The organism is Natrialba aegyptia DSM 13077 (assembly GCF_000337535.1).
GTDB classification, from domain to species: Archaea; Halobacteriota; Halobacteria; order Halobacteriales; family Natrialbaceae; genus Natrialba; species Natrialba aegyptia.
The window spans coordinates 264,496-280,652 of the sequence record NZ_AOIP01000032.1; the positions used below are offsets into that span (position 1 = coordinate 264,496).

Consider the following 16,157-nt stretch of genomic DNA (forward strand, 5'->3'; position numbering starts at 1 on the left):
ACGATAGTCAGCAGATAATCGTCGACCACTCGTCTACAGAAACAGCAGGCCGAGTGCCTCGGGGTCGTTCGGAAGAGCGAAACTCTTCCGTGATGACGAGAAAGCAAAGCTCTCTCGAGCCACTTGACCCCCAGGCGGTTCACGTCCAGGGTAATCGATCACTCGATCCGTAGCGCGTCTCGAGACGATCCCAGACGACGACCGTCGAGGGTAGTACGAGCAACGACGTGAGCCAGGCATAGAAGACGCCGAGTGCGAGTAGCAAGCCGAACTCCATGATCAGCGGGATCAAGGCGAAGTACAGGACGCCGAGGCCGCAGACAGTCGTGAGCATACTTCCCGTAAGCGCCCCGCCCGTTCCCTGCACCGTCACGAGAAGCGCCTCGTACGTGTCATCGCGCGCTTCGAACTCGTCGACGAACCGGTGCATGAGATGGACGGTGTAGTCGACACCCAGTCCGATCGAAACCGAGAGGATCGGTGCGTTGATCGGACTCAACGGAATATCGAACAGGCGCATCGATCCGGCGAGCAACGCGACCGCGACGAGAACCGGAACGAGGTTGATCAGCCCATAGATTGCCCGCCCTTCGAGCCACCAGTACGAGACCACGAGGAAGGCGACCGTCAGGACAAACGCAACGATCAAACTCGTGATCGAGGATTCCGTCGTCTGTTCGATCACGCCCTGGAAGATGACGAGCTGGCCGGTCGCCGTGGCGTCCATGTCCATATCGTCGGCAACGTCCCTGGCAGCGGCAACTGCCTCGTCCTGGTCTGCATCGACATCGACCGGGATATCGATCCGCGTTGCACTCCGATCGGTCGTCAACCGATTTGCAGCCTCGTCCGCTGCCGCCGAGTCGAACAGCGCATCGTAGACGACGTCGATGTTCCGGTCCGGAATTCCGTCACCCGTACTATCGTACCGCTCAACCGTTGCCGCAAATTCCGGATCGGCCGCAGCCTGTGCCTCGATCGTATCGAGAATCGTATCGGCATCGGCCTGTCTACCATCCGTCTTGAACGCGTCTGGCGGACGCTGTAGTGACGAATTGATCTCTCGTAACGCTCCGTCCGAGCGCACCGCTGGATCGTCCACATAGATCGTCACGGATCCGTCGAGCCCTTGCTCGAAGTCCTCCTCCATGTAGTCTAGAACGGTCAGGAACGTGTATTCCCCGGGAGCCAGCGGTTCGGGGAGTGTTTCGTACTGCTCCAGTCGTTCTTCGTCAGGGAAAAACGCCTCGTCGTCGAACTCCGTCTCGACCCCCGTCCCGTAGGCCGCACTTCCTGCACCGACGACGAGCGCCACGACGAGGAAGACAACCGGTACTGCCCGGGCAATGTAGACTCCAACAGGAAGTACCCGACCGAGCAGTGACTGGTCGTTCCCAAGTGGCGTCTGACCGAACGAGGGAATCCGAGTTCTCTCGCGGAGTCGGTCGAAGCCGACTTTCCCCGCTGGGAGGAAGACGCCGAAGATGAGGAACGTAAAGAGAATACCGGCGGCGGCGACGATGCCGAAGTCCCGGGTCATCTCGCTTAACAGGTTCGCCGCGAAACTAAAGACGGTCGTCAGAGTAACGATGAGAAGCGCGACGAACAGCTGTGTCGTCGTAATCTCCATCGCATCGCCGATCGACGCGCCCGCGGTCCGTTCCTCTCGATAGCGGTTGATGATATGAATCCCGAAGTCGATTCCGACCGCGAGCAACAACGGAAAGACGGTGATCAACGCGTCCGAGAACGGTATCCCTGCGATACCCATGAACCCGAACGTCCAGATCATCGTCATCGCGAGGGCGACGAGACCGAGTGCAAGATCGATCGGGTCCCGATAGGCGACGAGCAAGAAGAACAGGATGAGCAATAGCGCGGCCGGAAAGACGACGATCGCGGTATCGCCGAGCAACTGGAGGGTCTCTTCCTCGAGGATCGCATCGCCGAAGATGACGACGTTGTCGTCCGTGTCGAACCCCTCGATGTCGTCGGCGATCGCCTGCGTCTCGAACTGGAGGTCCGCGTAATCATCCGTCTGCGCCATCGGTGGCGTCTCGTAGGTGATCGCGATCTGGGCGACATCCGCACGCGCCGATTCGGGGGTGAAGTCGGTGCTCACCGGGAGGCCGCGGGTTTCGTCCGCTGTCGAAATCGCCGCTTCGAGCTGGCGCTGTGACGCACGATCGATGGCCCGATACTGTGCTTCCGCCGTCGTCGCCTTCGGATCGAGTTCCATCGCGATCAGCGACGCCGGGCTGGTCGCCGAGGCGACCCGAAGGTCATCGTCCGTCTGGATGCGGTCCTGGAACTCGAGCATCCGCAGTAGCGTCGGTTTCGACAGCACGTTGTGCTCGTCGGTGACGAACAGTTGTGCAGTCGTCCCGCCACTCGCTCGCTCTCCGCGCTCGAAGTCCTCCTGCATGTCCTCGAGCGCGTCTGCCTCTGCAGTCCCCTCCGTGAACTGGTCGGTGCCAGCCTCCTGCTCACCGCCGCCGACCATCGCACCGCCAAGAAACAGCGCCGTAAGGACGACAAACGCGAGCACGACTGTCCACGGCCGGTTAGTGATTAGTGCATTGATTCGTCTGGTGATCGGATCGTCACCGCGCGTCGTTTCGTCCGGGCCACCGTCACGGTTCGTCACTCGGCTAATCACCGAACTCGAACGATTGGTATCCGAGTCTTCCGGTGCCGTCTCCGGTGGCTGGCGATCCTGCGCAGTCATTCCTCGTATTCGAGGGAGGCCACAGTAGTCATCGTCTCAGTCACGTCGCCACCAGAACGCGAATCCGAGTCCGACAGCAGTCAACACCGCCATCACGCTGACCAGCGATCCGACGAACCCACCGCCGTCGTCAGTCTCGGCAGCCTCAACTTCGATCGGTTGCTGATAGACATCCGAAACGATCGTCTCGCCCCGCTCAGTTTCGTACTCGAAATCGAGTTCAACTGGATGGAGTTCGACGGGAGCAGCGGCCGACGCAGCCACGTCGAACGAAATCGTCGTCGACTCGCCGGGATCGAGAGACGGGACGAACGCCGCATCGTTTCCGTTTGCGGTCGCGAGCGGGTCGTCAGCGTACAGTTTCGCGTCGATATTCGACAGCGTCTCCTGGCGCTCGTTGGTGAGTTCGAGTTCGATGGACGACTGGCCGTCCTGCGAAACGGTGGCGTTTGTGCCGGCCAGACCGAACTCGTCGTGTTCGTCGTCGACGATGACGCGGTCGGAAATAGGTCCGTCTTCGAGCGTCGTCTCGCCGTCGCTCGCGGTGAACTCGACCGAGAATCGCAACTGTCGGGGACCGGCATCCGCCTGGCCGCTTACGTCGGTTGGATAGCGAAACGATGCCGACTCGCCGGCCTCCAGTGCAGGGAGGGCGTATCGGGTGTCCTCGATAAACAGCGATTCGCTCATCGGCTCGACGATCAGTACGGCATCGTCGACCGCTCGCGGACCGTCGTTGGTGACGGTACCGGTGATCTCACCGTTGTAGCCGACCGAAAGGGTATCATCGATATCGGAAAGGGAGAACGACTGTTCGGACGACGGGGAGAGACTTGCCGTTTCGAGATCCGATTCGCGCTCGATTCCGGCTGTATCGCGGTAGCTGAACTGAATCTCGAGCGGTTTTTCGCCGCTACTCAGGGCGGCATCGAACCCGACATCGACCGAAAACGTGGTCGATTCATCCGGGTCGAGGTCGCCGATTATCTCCTCGGCGGGTGCTTCGGGAGTGTTCCCATCGATCGTGACACCGGTTCCGCCGGTCAGACGCGCTTGCGTCGCGTTTGCTCGTTCGGTTCCCGAATTCGTCACGCTGATCGTCGCCGGACCGCTCGCGCCGGGTTCGACGGCGGTCGAGACATCGGTGACCTCGAACCGAGGCTCGTCAGGAACGACCACTGTAACATCGTGGGTTTCCGAGGCGGTCAGACGCTGTGAGACGCCTGCTTTGTCCGAAACCATACTCGTGTACGCATAGCGAACGCGAACCGTCACCTCGTACTCGCCGGGTTCGACATCGTCCGGTACCTCGAGTTGCTGTGGAACCGAGACGATCTGACCGTCCTGGATCGGTCCAACTGGAGTCTCGCCCGACTGTGCCTCGAAGGGACCGGTATCTTCGAGTTCAACTGTCGTCGCGCGGGCGGTGAGGACCTCCTGGCCAGTTCCCACGGTTAGTTCAGCGTCGTTTTGCACGTCGAGTTCGAGCGTGTCGACGCTTCCAGGAGAGACCTCGTTTTCCGGGAGGTAGACCTCCAGGTTTGGTTCGCCTCGATCGAGTGCCCCACCAATAGCGGGGACGACGAGTAGTCCGAGGACGACAACCCCGAGAGCGAACAGAACCGCTGGAAGCCGCCGGCCGTGACTCATACCCGCCCTCCGCTGGGAGTGGGATGGCCCGTGTCTCGTGGCTCTCCGCCGACCGTCGAGTATCGTGTGCGGGCGACCCACAGCGACAACTGCCCAGATTGCGTCATTATCCGATAACTCGTTAGTTAGGATATATCTCTTTTGATTGAACGTTCAGTCAGACAGTCTTTCATGATATCTGAAATATACTCGGAAGGTGCCAGCAATGCAGTCGTCGATACCAGCGTTGCATCGATCGTGAGCGGCGAGGTCGACGACCGCCGGCCGGGTCCGAGTCGTCGTGCGAACAGTCGCCACCAGCGATCGACTTGAACTCGAGTCGGTCATCTGCAAGTCCCGTCCCCGGCCCAAATAGTCCTACTCGAGAAACCGCTGTTGAACGTTGCCGGTCGGCATCAGACACTGGTCTTTCTGGCCGAACAACCGGTATCGGTTGGCCGCGACGAGTTCGTAAACGCGATCGCGAATCAAGCGCGGCACGAACCGAAACGGGGAGAGCAGTCGGTAGATGCCGCCCAGAAGCGTGGCAATCCGGAGGACGGCATCGGACTTCACGTAGCAATCGTCGCCCTCGATCAGGACGATCGACTCGAGTTCATCGGTGGGCAGTCCGTGTTCGGCGAGGAGTTTCTGGCCGGTGTCCGACTGGAGGGAGGCGAAGTAGAACTGTTCGTCGGTGTCTCGCGGGACGAGGAACTGGACGAATCCGTTACAGAGGTTACAGACGCCATCGAAGAGGACGATCGGATTCTCGTCGGGGATCGCCGGCTCTGAACTCGCGTTCATTCGGGGCTGAAAGTTGGCTCGCGTGGTAGTTCAGCGTTTCGGTCCGATGGATGGCGAAGTTGCGGGTCCTCGGTATGCGGTCTGTCCGGTAGTTGTCCGGTCACTGTGCACCGCGTCTCGATGGCTGTTCGATGCGCCGACAGCGTATTCAGATCGTCTCGAAGCTGAGAGAGCGACTGTACCGTGCAACAAACTTATGCCAGTCTAGGCGAGACTCGGGATAGACGAACGGTCACGACGATGTCACAGGAACCGTCCAGCCCCTCCACCATGCGGAAGCGACTCGGCGGGAGCACCGACCGGTTCGGGCGTGCGATTCGGCGGCGGGTCGCTATCGACCGCCGTGCGCTCGCCGCCTTTCGGATTTCGATCGCCGCCCTCCTCATCGCCGACCTGGTGGGCCGAACGCGACTCCTCGGGATGTTCTATACTGACGCGGGCGTGCTCCCGCGCGAGGCGCTGTTTTCGGACTACTCGTCGTTGACTGCGTACTCGTTGCACACGCTTTCGGGAGCGGCCTGGGCACAGTGGCTGTTATTCCTCGTCGCCGGACTCGTCGCGCTGGCGCTGCTCGTCGGGTATCGAACGCGGATCGCGACGATCGTTTCGTGGCTCCTGCTCGTCTCGCTCCACGTTCGCAATCCGATGGTGCTCAACGCTGGCGACGTGTTGCTCCGAATGTTGCTGTTCTGGAGCATCTTCCTGCCGCTCGGTTCCCGGTGGTCGATAGACGCTCGCCGGCGTAACCCGGCGCAGTCATCGGGAGACGCCGCGCCGACGATCGCGACGATCGGAACGATAGCCGTTCTGCTCCAGGTGTTGTTGATGTACCTGACCAACGCCGTCCACAAGACCAGAAGCGACATGTGGATGAGCGGCGAGGCGGTCGTCCACATCTTCCAGGCCGACCATCTGACGGTGCTGCTCGGAAACGTCCTTCCGGAGTACACCGCCCTGCTCGAGGTCTTTACGTACGCGTGGATGGTTTTAATCGTCCTCTCGCCGCTCTTGCTCCTGCTTACTGGGGTGCCACGAGCGTTGCTCGTAACCGGGTTCGCCGGAATGCATCTGGGCGTGCTCGTGACGCTCCGGATCGGCCTGTTTCCGCTGATCGTCGTCGCCGGCCTCCTCCTGTTCTACCCGCGTCGTCTGGGACACCGCGAGTTCACTCGCGGCCCGCGTCGGCCTCGCCGGACCGCTCCGGCGCACGCTTGATCGACTCCAGTCTCGCGCACCGGTGCTCGGGCTTTCGACTCCCAGATCGTGGCCGCACTCTATTACGTCCGCATCGAACGAGAACCCGGACGCCGAGGATGCGACGGATGATCGCAGGAAGGATCGCATGGGCGACGATACAAACCCGCTCACGGCCGTCGCGAGCCGGGGACGCGTGTTCGTCACGACGATTATCCCCTGGCTCCTGCTCGTTCTCGTCGTCCTCTCGAACGCCGAGGCGGTCGGCTACACCGAAGTCCCCGACGCCGGAAACGAGGCGCTCGACACCCTGCAGGCCAGCCAGAGCTGGCGGATGTTCGCCCCGAATCCGACGTCGACGGCCCAGTGGTTCGTCGTTCCCGGCGAACTCGAAAACGGGTCGACCGTCGACGCACTCCACGGATCAGGGGTCGACTGGGACAGACCGCCGAACGTCGACGGGACCTACGAGACCGCTCGCGAGCGCAAGTACCTCTCGAACATGCGCTTTGCTGGCAACGAGAACCACCACTCGTACTACGCAAACTACCTCTGTGATCGCTGGAACCGCGAGCACGACACGACCCTCGAGAATCTGACGGTCTACGGGATGTCAGATCGCTCCGGGCCGTACGCGGACGAACCCGACATCTCGAAATCCGAGGTCATCGAGTACGACTGCTCGGGCGAGTTCATCCAGGAGGAGGAGTCGGATGCAATCGTCGTCACGCCCGAGTGAGATACCAGTTTTGAACGGTACTTGCGACGGTTGCAGCCGCGAGTAACGCCTTAGTCGTCTGCTGCAGCCGTTTCCGTCCCGGCGGTTGACTCCGCCCGTTCGAGGTTGTCGAGGTACTCGTCGGCGTCGAGTGCCGCCTTCGAGCCCATGCCGGCCGCCGTCACCGCCTGCTGGTAGTGGTAGTCGACGACGTCGCCGGCGCCGAAGAGGCCGGGCACGTCGGTTTCGGTCTGGCCGCCACCGACACCGCCCTGGGTGCGGAGGTAGCCTTCATCGTTCAGCGTGACGCCGGTACCGTCGAGGTACTCGGTGTTCGGCGTGTGGCCGATCGCGAGGAAGACCGCACCCACGTCGAACTCGAACTCGTTCGTCTCGGGGTCGTCGAGTCGGTCGGTCGGGTGGCCCTGCTCGTTCTCGACGAGCGTGACGTGGTCGACGCCCTCCTCCTGGGAGCCGTGAATCTCGAGGAGTTCGGTGTTTTTCATGATCTCCATTTCGCCGTCCTCGACCTTCTCCTCGACGCGGTCGATCCAGTAGTCCTCCGCGCGGAACTCTTCGCGCCGGTGGACGAGGTAGACGGTATCTGCGAACTTCGTCAGGAAGGTCGCTTCCTCCATGGCGGCGTCGCCACCGCCGACGACGAGCATGTCCTCGCCGCGGAAGAACGCGCCGTCGCAGGTGGCACACGTCGAGAGCCCGTAGCCCATGAGGTCGTCCTCGCCGGGGATACCGAGCGTGCGGGCGCTCGCACCGGAGGCGACGATCACGGCGTCTGCGGTGTAGCTGTCGCCGTTAGCGAGGTCGACGCGAAACGGACGCGAATCGGCGTCGACGGACTCGACGATGCCGTTTTTCAATTCGGCACCGAACTGGCGAGCCTGTTCTTTCATGTTGTTGACGAGTTCGGGGCCGCCGATCCCCTCGGGGAAGCCGGGGTAGTTCGCAACGTCGGTGGTCAGGGTGAGTTGCCCGCCGGGTTCGTCGCCCTCGATGACGAGGGGATCGTTGTTCGCGCGGCCGGCGTAGATGGCGGCGGTCAGGCCGGCGATGCCGGTGCCGGTGATGATGAGTTTCCGGTGTTCGACGCCGTCGCTCTCGTCGGCTTCGATGCCGAGTTTCTCGTCGAGGTCGCCGGTTTCGTTGAGCGCGCTGGTCTCGTCCCAGCCGCCGATCAGTTCGTCGTCGATGAAGACTTCCGGCGCGGTCTGGCGGCCGTCGGCGCGGTCGACCATCTCCTCGAACAGCTCCTCGTCACCGGTTACGTTGTACTCGTCGTACTCGATTCCCTTGCTGTCGAAGAGATCCTTTGCCTTCTCGCAGTAGGGACAATCCGTTTTGGTATAAATCTCGACTCGAGGCTGCTCGCTCATGCACAGTACTTGGGAAACAGGGCGTAAACCCCTTGCGTTCCCAGCAACTGCCCTGTTGTACCTGTTATCGTCTCACTCACCGCCGTCCACGCACCGCTGCTCTCCCAGACACGCACTGTGCGACTCGGCCAGTCAATCGCCCGCCCCCACAGCCGCCGGCGCACGAGTTCGCTCGGTGAACTCGACGATGACTGATAGAGGGTGGTCCACCCGCTCTTCGAGCGCCCGCTCGAGATCCGATGTCAACGCCGGATACGCGGTGTCGGCGGGGCGTCGCACCACGACCGTCACCTCCGTTTCGTCGCTGACCACGCCGCCGTCCTCGAACTCCGTTCGAACCTCGGTGAGTTCGAGTTCAGCGTACGAGTCTTCGGCAAGAACTGTCCGGACCTCGTCGTTGACCGCGTTCTGGAACGCCACGTGTTGGGTGAGTACCATACCAGCACCACCGAGGACGACGATTCCGACGACGAACATGATCGCGAGCGTCGCGGTTCGATCGCTCGAGACGTTCGCCCGGAGCGAGCCGGGTTCCCACCCCATCGGCCGGTAGCCGAGATACCAGAAAACGGCGAGTCCGGCGAGGAGAATCGACGTCGCGTTGACCGCGAGCAGGACGAACGCACCGAGAGCGACGCCGATCTCTCCCCACGCGAGTCCGATACCGACCGCCGACGCGGCCGGGATGAGAGCAACGGCGATCATGACGCCGACCAGCGAGACGGGAATCGCCGTTGCGAGGCCAAACGCACCCGCAGCCCCGGCACAGATGCCGACGACGAGCGCGAGTAAGCCGGGAGAGATGCGGTTCTGAACCTGCGTGATAGCCGTAATATCGATGGTTACCGGAACGATTGCTCCCGTTCGGATCACCCAGGCAAACGCGAAGGCACCGACTATCGCGACGAACAGTCCACGAACAAGCGACAAGACGCCATCACCGAACATCTGGCGGTCGTTGAGCACGAGACCGACGGTGCCGGTCAACGCCGCACTCACCTGCGGTGCGATCACCATCGAGCCGACGACGATCGCGGGCGAATCCAACAGCAGCCCTGCTGTCGCGACGACGGCGCTCAACAGGGTCATCACGTAGTAGGTGACCCGACCCGGCGTCATGTTCAACGCCTTCGTCCGGATCTCCTCGCGAGAAATACTGTCGTCCTCTTCTTGTCCGCTGACGAACCGATCCTCCAATTCCTCGATCCGCGGCGTCCGCGCGGTTTCAATCGACGAGACGATGATGAACTCGTCCTCGATGCCGACCTCCCGAAGCGATGTCAGCACGTGGTCGACGGCCTGCGTCGGCACCGGAAAGGTCACGAGTTCAGCGTCGGTCCCGTCGCTGCACTCGCTGGTGCGGACGTAATCGAACCCCTCGTCTTCGAGAACGCGGAGTGCGTCGTCTCGTTTCTCCCCCGGGACGAGCACCTGAAGCAAGCGCATTCAGCGGGCGTACAGTACTCCCGGTAAAATGGATGCCGATGCGCTCCAGACAGTGAATCCTCCGGTTGCGCTGTGTTCCGAGACGCTTCAGGCAGTCTCGACGAGTTCACCTGTCCGATCGCTGTGAGGCCGACTCGGCTCACCGCTCGCCACCGTTCGAGGGGTGAGTGAGGGTTGAAGGCGGCGAGCGGGCGACGAACTTACGGGTCCTTCCGAGAAGTGATGACTATGGCTGCGGATCTCGAGGAGAAGACCGATCGATACGAATCGTTACTCGCGGACGCACTCGCTGAAGCGACGGTTGCGCCGCGGGAGGGAACGCCGATGGCCGACGCGGCCACGGACTGCTACGGGATGGCCGAGTCGTACCTCGAAGACGGCCGGCACTTCCGCGAAAACGACGATCCCGTCAACGCGCTGGCGTCGTTTTCCTACGGCCACGCGTGGCTCGACGCGGGAGCACGCATCGGGCTGTTCGACGTGCCCACCGAGGGACACCTGTTTACCGTCGAATAGCGCGCGATCACGCGATCAGGGAATACGGACCGTGTGCTCGAGCGTCCCGACGCCTTCGACCTCGATTTCGACCGCGTCGCCGTCCGAGAGCGGGCCGACGCCCTCGGGTGTGCCGGTCGCGATCACGTCGCCGGGTTCGAGCGTGAGGTGGGTCGTGATCTCGGCGATCAGTTCCGGAATCGGGAAGATGAGTTGGTCGCGCGAGCCGTCCTGTTTCACTTCGCCGTTGACTCGCGACTGCACGCGCGCGTCGTCGGGGACCTCGTCGGGCGTGGCGAGGACCGGTCCGAGCGGGGCGGACCCGTCGAAGGCCTTCCCGCGAACCCAGTTTTGCTCCTGGCGCTGATCCTCGCGGTTCGACACGTCGTTCATGCAGGTGATGCCTTCGACGACATCCATCGCGTCGGCTTGGGAGACGTGGCGACACTGCGTCCCGATGACGACGCCGAGTTCGGCTTCGTAGTCGATCCGGTCCTTGCCGGCGGGGACGGTGACGGTATCGCCGTGGCCCGCGAGGGCGTTCGGCGGCTTCAAAAAGAGCATCGGGCGGTCCGGCAGGTCGGACCCCATCTCGTCGGCGTGGTCGGCGTAGTTGCGGCCGATGCAGACGATCTTCGAGGGCTCACACGGCGGGAGCACGTCGATCTCGTCGCTGTCGAGACTGTAGCTTTCGTTCGCGAAGTGAACGTGGCCGCTCTCGAACTCGCCGCGCCGGACTGCACCGGCCGGGTCGCGGAATCGGACGTATTTCATGGCCGAGGGGTTGTCTCGGCGGGGCAAAAACGTTGAGGTGGCGGCGGCGCTCGCGACCGTGTCTATCGGTAGACAAGAGTACGGTTGCGTTAGTCGGAACCGTCCGCGAAAATCGCGCGCTGAATACGGCGATGACATTCAGCGGACCGATTTGGCGGAGGATGTATGTCAAACAGGGCGTGGTCGCGGTCCGAACTCGAAGAGGATCCACTATCGATTTACGCGTCTCAGCCCCGCCCGGACAGTGACGATCCCCACGAACAGGGCTATCGTGCCGATGACCGTCCACTGCACTGATCGTCCAGTGATCGGTTCGCAGTCTGCGACGCACAAGAGAGGACCTATCTGGACGATTCCGAGGCCTTGAACCACCCATAAGGTCCCGAGAAGCGCCACGATGGTGCCGAAAATCGTCAATAGAGTCGCTTTCGTGTTCATGATTCAGCGTGACTCCTTGAATCCATCAGCAGATGAGATTCGGCTGTCAGTTTCGGTATGGCTCACCGGCGTGGCAGTTCCGCGCACGAAGGGCCTGGACGGACTGACACCGAGACGCAGCGTTTCGATTTCGTCGAGAGCGAAGGGGCCCGCTGCGATCCAGTCGTCCGTTCGACGGTTCAGATGACAGCCGTTGTCGATCCGTTTCCAGAGCGGTGTCACCACGTCCTGGACGTAGCCGCGCAGCCCGTCCGACCGGACGTGTTCGAGAAAGCGGAACTCGCCGTTCGGCTTCACGACGCGGTGGACTTCCTCGAGGGCCAGCAACGGGTCCTGTACCGTACAGAACACCGCGGCGGCGATGACCACGTCGAACGTATCGTCCGCATAGGGGAGGGATTCAGCCCGTCCTGATTGCAGGTGTATGTCCAGATCGTGGGCGGCGGCCGTTTGCTTCGCCTGCCTCCGTCTGTTGGGATCCGGTTCGAGTGCGTGCAGGCGGAGTGCCGGCTCACGCTTGACTGCCGTTTGCAGGTACGGGACCATCGCACCGCTCCCCGCGCCGAGATCCAGTATCACCCCGTCGAGTTCGCGCGCGAGATACCGCCGATGCTCGGCAAGGGCAAACCGCTCGGAGAGCGCGGCGACGATCGGATGACCGGGAGTTGGCGGTTTCGATTCCGTCCGGTCCGTGTCGGGTTTTTCAACTGTTCTGCTCGGCATGGGTTGATGAGAGAGACGGTCCACCGACACATGCGAATAGCGCCGTACATCTGAGGCGGGTTTAAGTATGTATACTGCGTACTCTCCTTTGATGCGGCACCGGCTGCGACAGACGAAGCCCGATCGACTCGTTACCCGACGGAGCGACTGAACGGGGTTGTCCTGAGCACGCTGGCCACAACGAACGGATCGATGGTATGAGATATATTACGATCGTCATTCCTCGGATCGACGATGAACGCTGTTCTAACGGCGAGCGCGCTTCCGATCACGCAGTAACGGGTGACGCGATTCACTACATCAACCTCTTGGATGACGGAACCGGCGTCGGACTGTACCAACTCCGTGGTGACTTCGAACGGAACGCGGACGCATTGGAGGCGAGTCCGGACGTGCTGGCTTGCGAAACGTCCGAGGCGTCGGACGGACTCGTCTACCTCCATTTTCGAGCGACTGCTCTCATGACCGACCTCCTCGGTATCTTCCGACAGTACGAGATCGTCGTGGACTGGCCGATGGAATACACCGACCAGGGCGGACTTCGAATAACCATGCTCGGAGCGGACGAGAAGATCCGAGAGGCGATCGCAGAAATCCCCGACGGAGTTCAGATCACGCTCGAAGGGATCGGCGAGTATCACCCGGATATGCACCGGCTCGCGTCGCTGCTAACGGAACGCCAGCAAGAACTGCTGGAACTCGCGATCGACGAGGGCTATTACGAGATGCCGCGGCGTGCGACCCTCCGCGACCTCGCGGATCGAGAGAATATCTCCGTGGGAACGGTTGGCGAGCATCTTCGGAAAATCGAAACGAAAGTGATTACGGAACTCGTCTGACACCGATCTCGGTCAACGAGACAGTCATCTCAACACATCCGCCTCGATACGGCTGGAAAAGCCTCTCGACGCGGAGAATCGGTCCGGATTCGGACGCGGAGAACTCGAAGTACCGACCGCCACGAACCGAGTCGACTCCGATAAACGCGAGTGACGTTCCGCCGCCGATAGCACCGAGACTACGGGTGCTACACCCTTCATCGTGGGAGTGCTCTCGCTCACACGTACGCAGCGAGTTCAGCGGAGGCCTCGCGGGCGGCCCGGTCGGGGTCGTCGGGATGGGTGTAGAGTTCGAGCGTCGCGAAGCCGTCGTAGCCGATGTCGTCGAGCGCGTCGAAGATGGCGCGAAAGTCGAGGTCGCCCTCGCCCGGAATCCGGTGATAGTGTTTGCCGCGACGGCCGCCGACGATGTCCTCCAGGTGGATGCCGGTGATCGCGCCGGCGCTGCGGCGAATGCTTTCGGTCGGGTCTTCGCCGTAGACGGCGGCGTGGCCGAGGTCGAGGTTGACGCCGAGCCCGTCGCGGTCGAGATCGTCGATCAGCGCGAGGGTTTCGTCGGTGTTTTCGATCAAGAGTTCGGGCTCGAACTCGATACCCACGTCGATTCCCATCGGTTCGGCGTAGTCGAGGATCTCGTGCAGCGACTCGTGAAGGTACTCGCGGGCTTCCTCGGGCGGGGTTCCCGGAAGCGGTCGTCCGGTCGCGAGACAGACCGCGGGCGCGTCGACCGCGTCGGCCAGGTCGATGGCGCGCTTCGTGTAGTCGATGCGCCACTCGCGAGCGTCCGCGTCGGCCCGGATGACGCTCGGCTCGAAGAACGACGACGGCGGGGCATCGTCGTAGTACCCCGTCGCCGTGTTCGCGTTGATGTTCGACACCGCGAGTTCAGTTTCGTCGAGTGTATCACGGAGGTCGATCCGGGCCGCGTCGCTGAACTCGGGGAAGTACGCGTGGGGTTCGTCGCCGAGGAGTTCGACGCCGGCGTAGTCGTGGTCTGCGATGTGGCGGATCGCGTCGGACAGCGAGTAGTGCGTGTAGGCGTTCGTCGAGAAGGCGAGGTCGACCATGGGCGGGGTACACCGATGGGTTACTAAGGGGTTTGTGCGGGGTGTGCAGGGATGGTATGACGGGGAACGAGTCGAGGGTGGCCAGGGTGGAATTGCGAGATTACGTGTCACGTGACATCGAACACGCGCGCGAGGCCGACCGCCGGGACGAGAAACGCGCCGGCGAGGAGTCCCCAGCCGAGTCCGGCCACGGTGGCGAAGGCCGCGTCGAGGAGGACGAGCCCGAGCACGCAGGCACCGACCGCGGGGCCGACGGTCGCCGGAACGGGATCCGCGTAGGCGGCGCGAAGCGGGCGGCCGACCCACCAGCAGAAGGCGACGGCGAAGGCGACGGCCGCCGCGGTTTCGAGCGGCGGCGGCCGAACGGCGACGAGAAGTCGGACGAGAACCGCGAGCGCCGCGAGCGCGCCCGCGGCGGCGACGACGACCGCGTCCCTGTTCCCACCCTCGGTCTCGCGCGCCGCCATGAACGTTACGGCGGCGATGTAGGCGACGACGACCGCCGGGACGGCGAGCAGCGTCGGCCCGAGTTCAGTCAGACCCGGGTCGCCCGCCCCAGCGGTCGCTCCGGTGACGCCGAGGAGGACGTTCAGCCCGCGAGTCGTCCCCATCGCGAGAAAGCCCGCAGCCGTGCCCTTGAGCGCGCCGTCGTAGAGAACGATCGCACCGGCGAGCGCAGCGGCGACGGCCGCGGCCGTGGCCCCGGCGACGCCGAACGCGACGGCGACGGCCACGACCAGGAGTGCGGCACCGAATCCGAACGCGCTCCGGCGGGAGATGCGGCCGGACGGGATCGGGCGCTCGGGGCGCTCGCGGGCGTCGATCGGCGCGTCGAACGCATCGTTGAGCGTCGTCCCGGCGGCGTATAGCAGGACGGAGACGACGGCGAGGCCCGCGCCGGTTGGAATTGCGAGTTCAGCACCGGCGACCGAGGCGAGTGCCGCGCCGAGGACGACATCGGACGGAGCGGTAAAGAGGTTCGGAACGCGAACCAGTTCGGCGATATCGGCGAGGGTCGGGCGGAGCGAGCGGTCGCGCGCGTCGTCGTTGCAATCGACGCCGCCGCCGACCACCCTACGCCCACCCGCGTTCCTCGAGGTACGCCATCGCCCCGCGGGCGGTCTCGACCGGCGTCTCCTCGTAGGGATAGAGTTCGATCGTGACGAAGCCGTCGTAGCCGCGGTCGTCGAGTTCGCCGAGGAACCCGTCGATGTCCATCGACCCCTCGCCGAGTTGGGTGTGTTCGTGCCGGCGGTCCGCGGGAATGTCCTCCAGGTGGTAGTGAGTCGTGAACTCGTCGAGGTCCGCGACCAGCGCGGTGGGGTCCTCGCCGACGCAGTAGAGGTGCCCGGCGTCGAAGTTACACCGGACGCGCTCCGAGTCGATGCGCGCGACCAGGTCGAAGAACTCGTCGGACGTTTCGATCAGGAGGTCGGGTTCGGGTTCGACCATGACGTCGACGCCGACTGCCTCGGCGCGCTCCGCGACCTCGCGGAGGCCGTCGACGAACGTGTCCGTGGCCCACTCGCGGGATTTCCCCTCGGGAATCGGGCCGCCGGGTTCGATCGAAATGTGGGGCGCGCCGAGGTCGGCGGCGGTATCGAGCGCCGCGAGGGTGTAGTCGATCCGCTCGCGGCGGTAGTCCGCGTCGGGTTCGATAAACGAGGGGTGGTGAAAGTCCTCGATCGCCGTCAGCATGAACGCGTTCGCGTTGCTGATGGCGATGTCGTTGTCGTCGAGGACGGTGCGGACGCGTGCGACCTCCTCTTCGGTCGCGTTCGGCGGGTAGAGGTGAGGCTCGTCGAGCAAGATTTCGACGCCATCGTAGCCCGCGGCGGCGAGTTCTTCGATCGCGTCCTCGAGTTGGTACTCCCTGAAGGCGTTGGTGGAGAAGCCAAACTGCATGGG

The 16,157-nt window shown here is 63.2% G+C and carries 12 protein-coding genes and 1 pseudogene; 3 read left to right on the plus strand and 10 right to left on the minus strand.

Annotated features, from left to right (window positions below; translation table 11 throughout):
* Positions 1-139: 139 nt before the first annotated feature.
* The 3 genes from C480_RS15320 to C480_RS15330 all read right to left on the minus strand — a co-directional run bounded on the left by C480_RS15320 (position 140) and on the right by C480_RS15330 (position 5,164).
* Positions 140-2,728: an efflux RND transporter permease subunit gene (locus C480_RS15320; protein WP_006666532.1), complete on the minus strand. Its 2,589-nt coding sequence runs from the start codon at positions 2,726-2,728 to the stop codon at positions 140-142.
* A gap of 36 nt (positions 2,729-2,764) precedes the next feature.
* Positions 2,765-4,378, minus strand: coding sequence for a COG1361 S-layer family protein (locus C480_RS15325; protein ID WP_006666533.1), 1,614 nt, complete (start codon positions 4,376-4,378; stop codon positions 2,765-2,767).
* Between the two features lie 357 nt (positions 4,379-4,735).
* Positions 4,736-5,164, minus strand: coding sequence for a thiol-disulfide oxidoreductase DCC family protein (locus C480_RS15330; RefSeq protein ID WP_006666534.1), 429 nt, complete (start codon positions 5,162-5,164; stop codon positions 4,736-4,738).
* Positions 5,165-5,404: 240 nt separating this feature from the next.
* Here C480_RS15330 and C480_RS15335 point away from each other — a divergent pair.
* Positions 5,405-7,097: pseudogene (locus C480_RS15335) on the plus strand (HTTM domain-containing protein).
* A 50-nt stretch (positions 7,098-7,147) separates the two neighbouring features.
* On the opposite strand, the gene C480_RS15340 reads toward C480_RS15335, so the two are convergent.
* Positions 7,148-8,467 (minus strand): FAD-dependent oxidoreductase, encoded by a 1,320-nt coding sequence (locus C480_RS15340; RefSeq protein WP_006666535.1) that lies wholly within the window; start codon positions 8,465-8,467, stop codon positions 7,148-7,150.
* A gap of 132 nt (positions 8,468-8,599) precedes the next feature.
* Positions 8,600-9,913 (minus strand): TIGR00341 family protein, encoded by a 1,314-nt coding sequence (locus tag C480_RS15345; RefSeq protein ID WP_006666536.1) that lies wholly within the window; start codon positions 9,911-9,913, stop codon positions 8,600-8,602.
* 228 nt (positions 9,914-10,141) lie between these two features.
* Between C480_RS15345 and C480_RS15350 the strand changes: the two genes are divergently transcribed.
* Entirely contained in the window at positions 10,142-10,429 is a 288-nt protein-coding gene (locus C480_RS15350; protein ID WP_006666537.1) for a DUF357 domain-containing protein, read from the plus strand.
* Positions 10,430-10,444: 15 nt separating this feature from the next.
* Here the strand turns inward: C480_RS15350 and C480_RS15355 are convergent, their stop codons facing one another.
* The gene (locus C480_RS15355; protein WP_006666538.1) at positions 10,445-11,182 is read right to left on the minus strand and encodes a fumarylacetoacetate hydrolase family protein; all 738 of its coding nucleotides are present in this window, start codon (positions 11,180-11,182) and stop codon (positions 10,445-10,447) included.
* A gap of 441 nt (positions 11,183-11,623) precedes the next feature.
* Positions 11,624-12,343: a class I SAM-dependent methyltransferase gene (locus C480_RS15365; RefSeq protein WP_006666540.1), complete on the minus strand. Its 720-nt coding sequence runs from the start codon at positions 12,341-12,343 to the stop codon at positions 11,624-11,626.
* 197 nt (positions 12,344-12,540) lie between these two features.
* On the opposite strand from C480_RS15365, the gene C480_RS15370 reads away from it, so the two are divergent.
* Positions 12,541-13,182, plus strand: coding sequence for a helix-turn-helix domain-containing protein (locus C480_RS15370; protein ID WP_006666541.1), 642 nt, complete (start codon positions 12,541-12,543; stop codon positions 13,180-13,182).
* A 218-nt stretch (positions 13,183-13,400) separates the two neighbouring features.
* On the opposite strand, the gene C480_RS15375 is transcribed toward C480_RS15370, so the two are convergent.
* From C480_RS15375 to C480_RS15385, 3 genes are all read right to left on the minus strand, one after another.
* Entirely contained in the window at positions 13,401-14,249 is an 849-nt protein-coding gene (locus tag C480_RS15375) for a sugar phosphate isomerase/epimerase family protein (RefSeq protein ID WP_006666542.1), read from the minus strand.
* A 107-nt stretch (positions 14,250-14,356) separates the two neighbouring features.
* On the minus strand, positions 14,357-15,322 hold the full coding sequence (locus C480_RS15380; RefSeq protein ID WP_006666543.1) for a UbiA family prenyltransferase: 966 nt from the start codon (positions 15,320-15,322) through the stop codon (positions 14,357-14,359).
* Position 15,323: 1 nt separating this feature from the next.
* Positions 15,324-16,154: a sugar phosphate isomerase/epimerase family protein gene (locus tag C480_RS15385; RefSeq protein ID WP_006666544.1), complete on the minus strand. Its 831-nt coding sequence runs from the start codon at positions 16,152-16,154 to the stop codon at positions 15,324-15,326.
* Positions 16,155-16,157 lie beyond the last annotated feature (3 nt).

Excerpts from the sequence above, each read along its gene's own strand:
- C480_RS15320 (WP_006666532.1), bottom strand. The coding sequence starts at position 2,728 with ATGACTGCGCAGGATCGCCAGCCACCGGAGACGGCACCGGAAGACTCG.
- C480_RS15325 (WP_006666533.1), bottom strand. The coding sequence starts at position 4,378 with ATGAGTCACGGCCGGCGGCTTCCAGCGGTTCTGTTCGCTCTCGGGGTT.
- C480_RS15330 (WP_006666534.1), bottom strand. The coding sequence starts at position 5,164 with ATGAACGCGAGTTCAGAGCCGGCGATCCCCGACGAGAATCCGATCGTC.
- C480_RS15340 (WP_006666535.1), bottom strand. The coding sequence starts at position 8,467 with ATGAGCGAGCAGCCTCGAGTCGAGATTTATACCAAAACGGATTGTCCC.
- C480_RS15345 (WP_006666536.1), bottom strand. The coding sequence starts at position 9,913 with ATGCGCTTGCTTCAGGTGCTCGTCCCGGGGGAGAAACGAGACGACGCA.
- C480_RS15350 (WP_006666537.1), top strand. The coding sequence starts at position 10,142 with ATGGCTGCGGATCTCGAGGAGAAGACCGATCGATACGAATCGTTACTC.
- C480_RS15355 (WP_006666538.1), bottom strand. The coding sequence starts at position 11,182 with ATGAAATACGTCCGATTCCGCGACCCGGCCGGTGCAGTCCGGCGCGGC.
- C480_RS15365 (WP_006666540.1), bottom strand. The coding sequence starts at position 12,343 with ATGCCGAGCAGAACAGTTGAAAAACCCGACACGGACCGGACGGAATCG.
- C480_RS15370 (WP_006666541.1), top strand. The coding sequence starts at position 12,541 with ATGAGATATATTACGATCGTCATTCCTCGGATCGACGATGAACGCTGT.
- C480_RS15375 (WP_006666542.1), bottom strand. The coding sequence starts at position 14,249 with ATGGTCGACCTCGCCTTCTCGACGAACGCCTACACGCACTACTCGCTG.
- C480_RS15385 (WP_006666544.1), bottom strand. The coding sequence starts at position 16,154 with ATGCAGTTTGGCTTCTCCACCAACGCCTTCAGGGAGTACCAACTCGAG.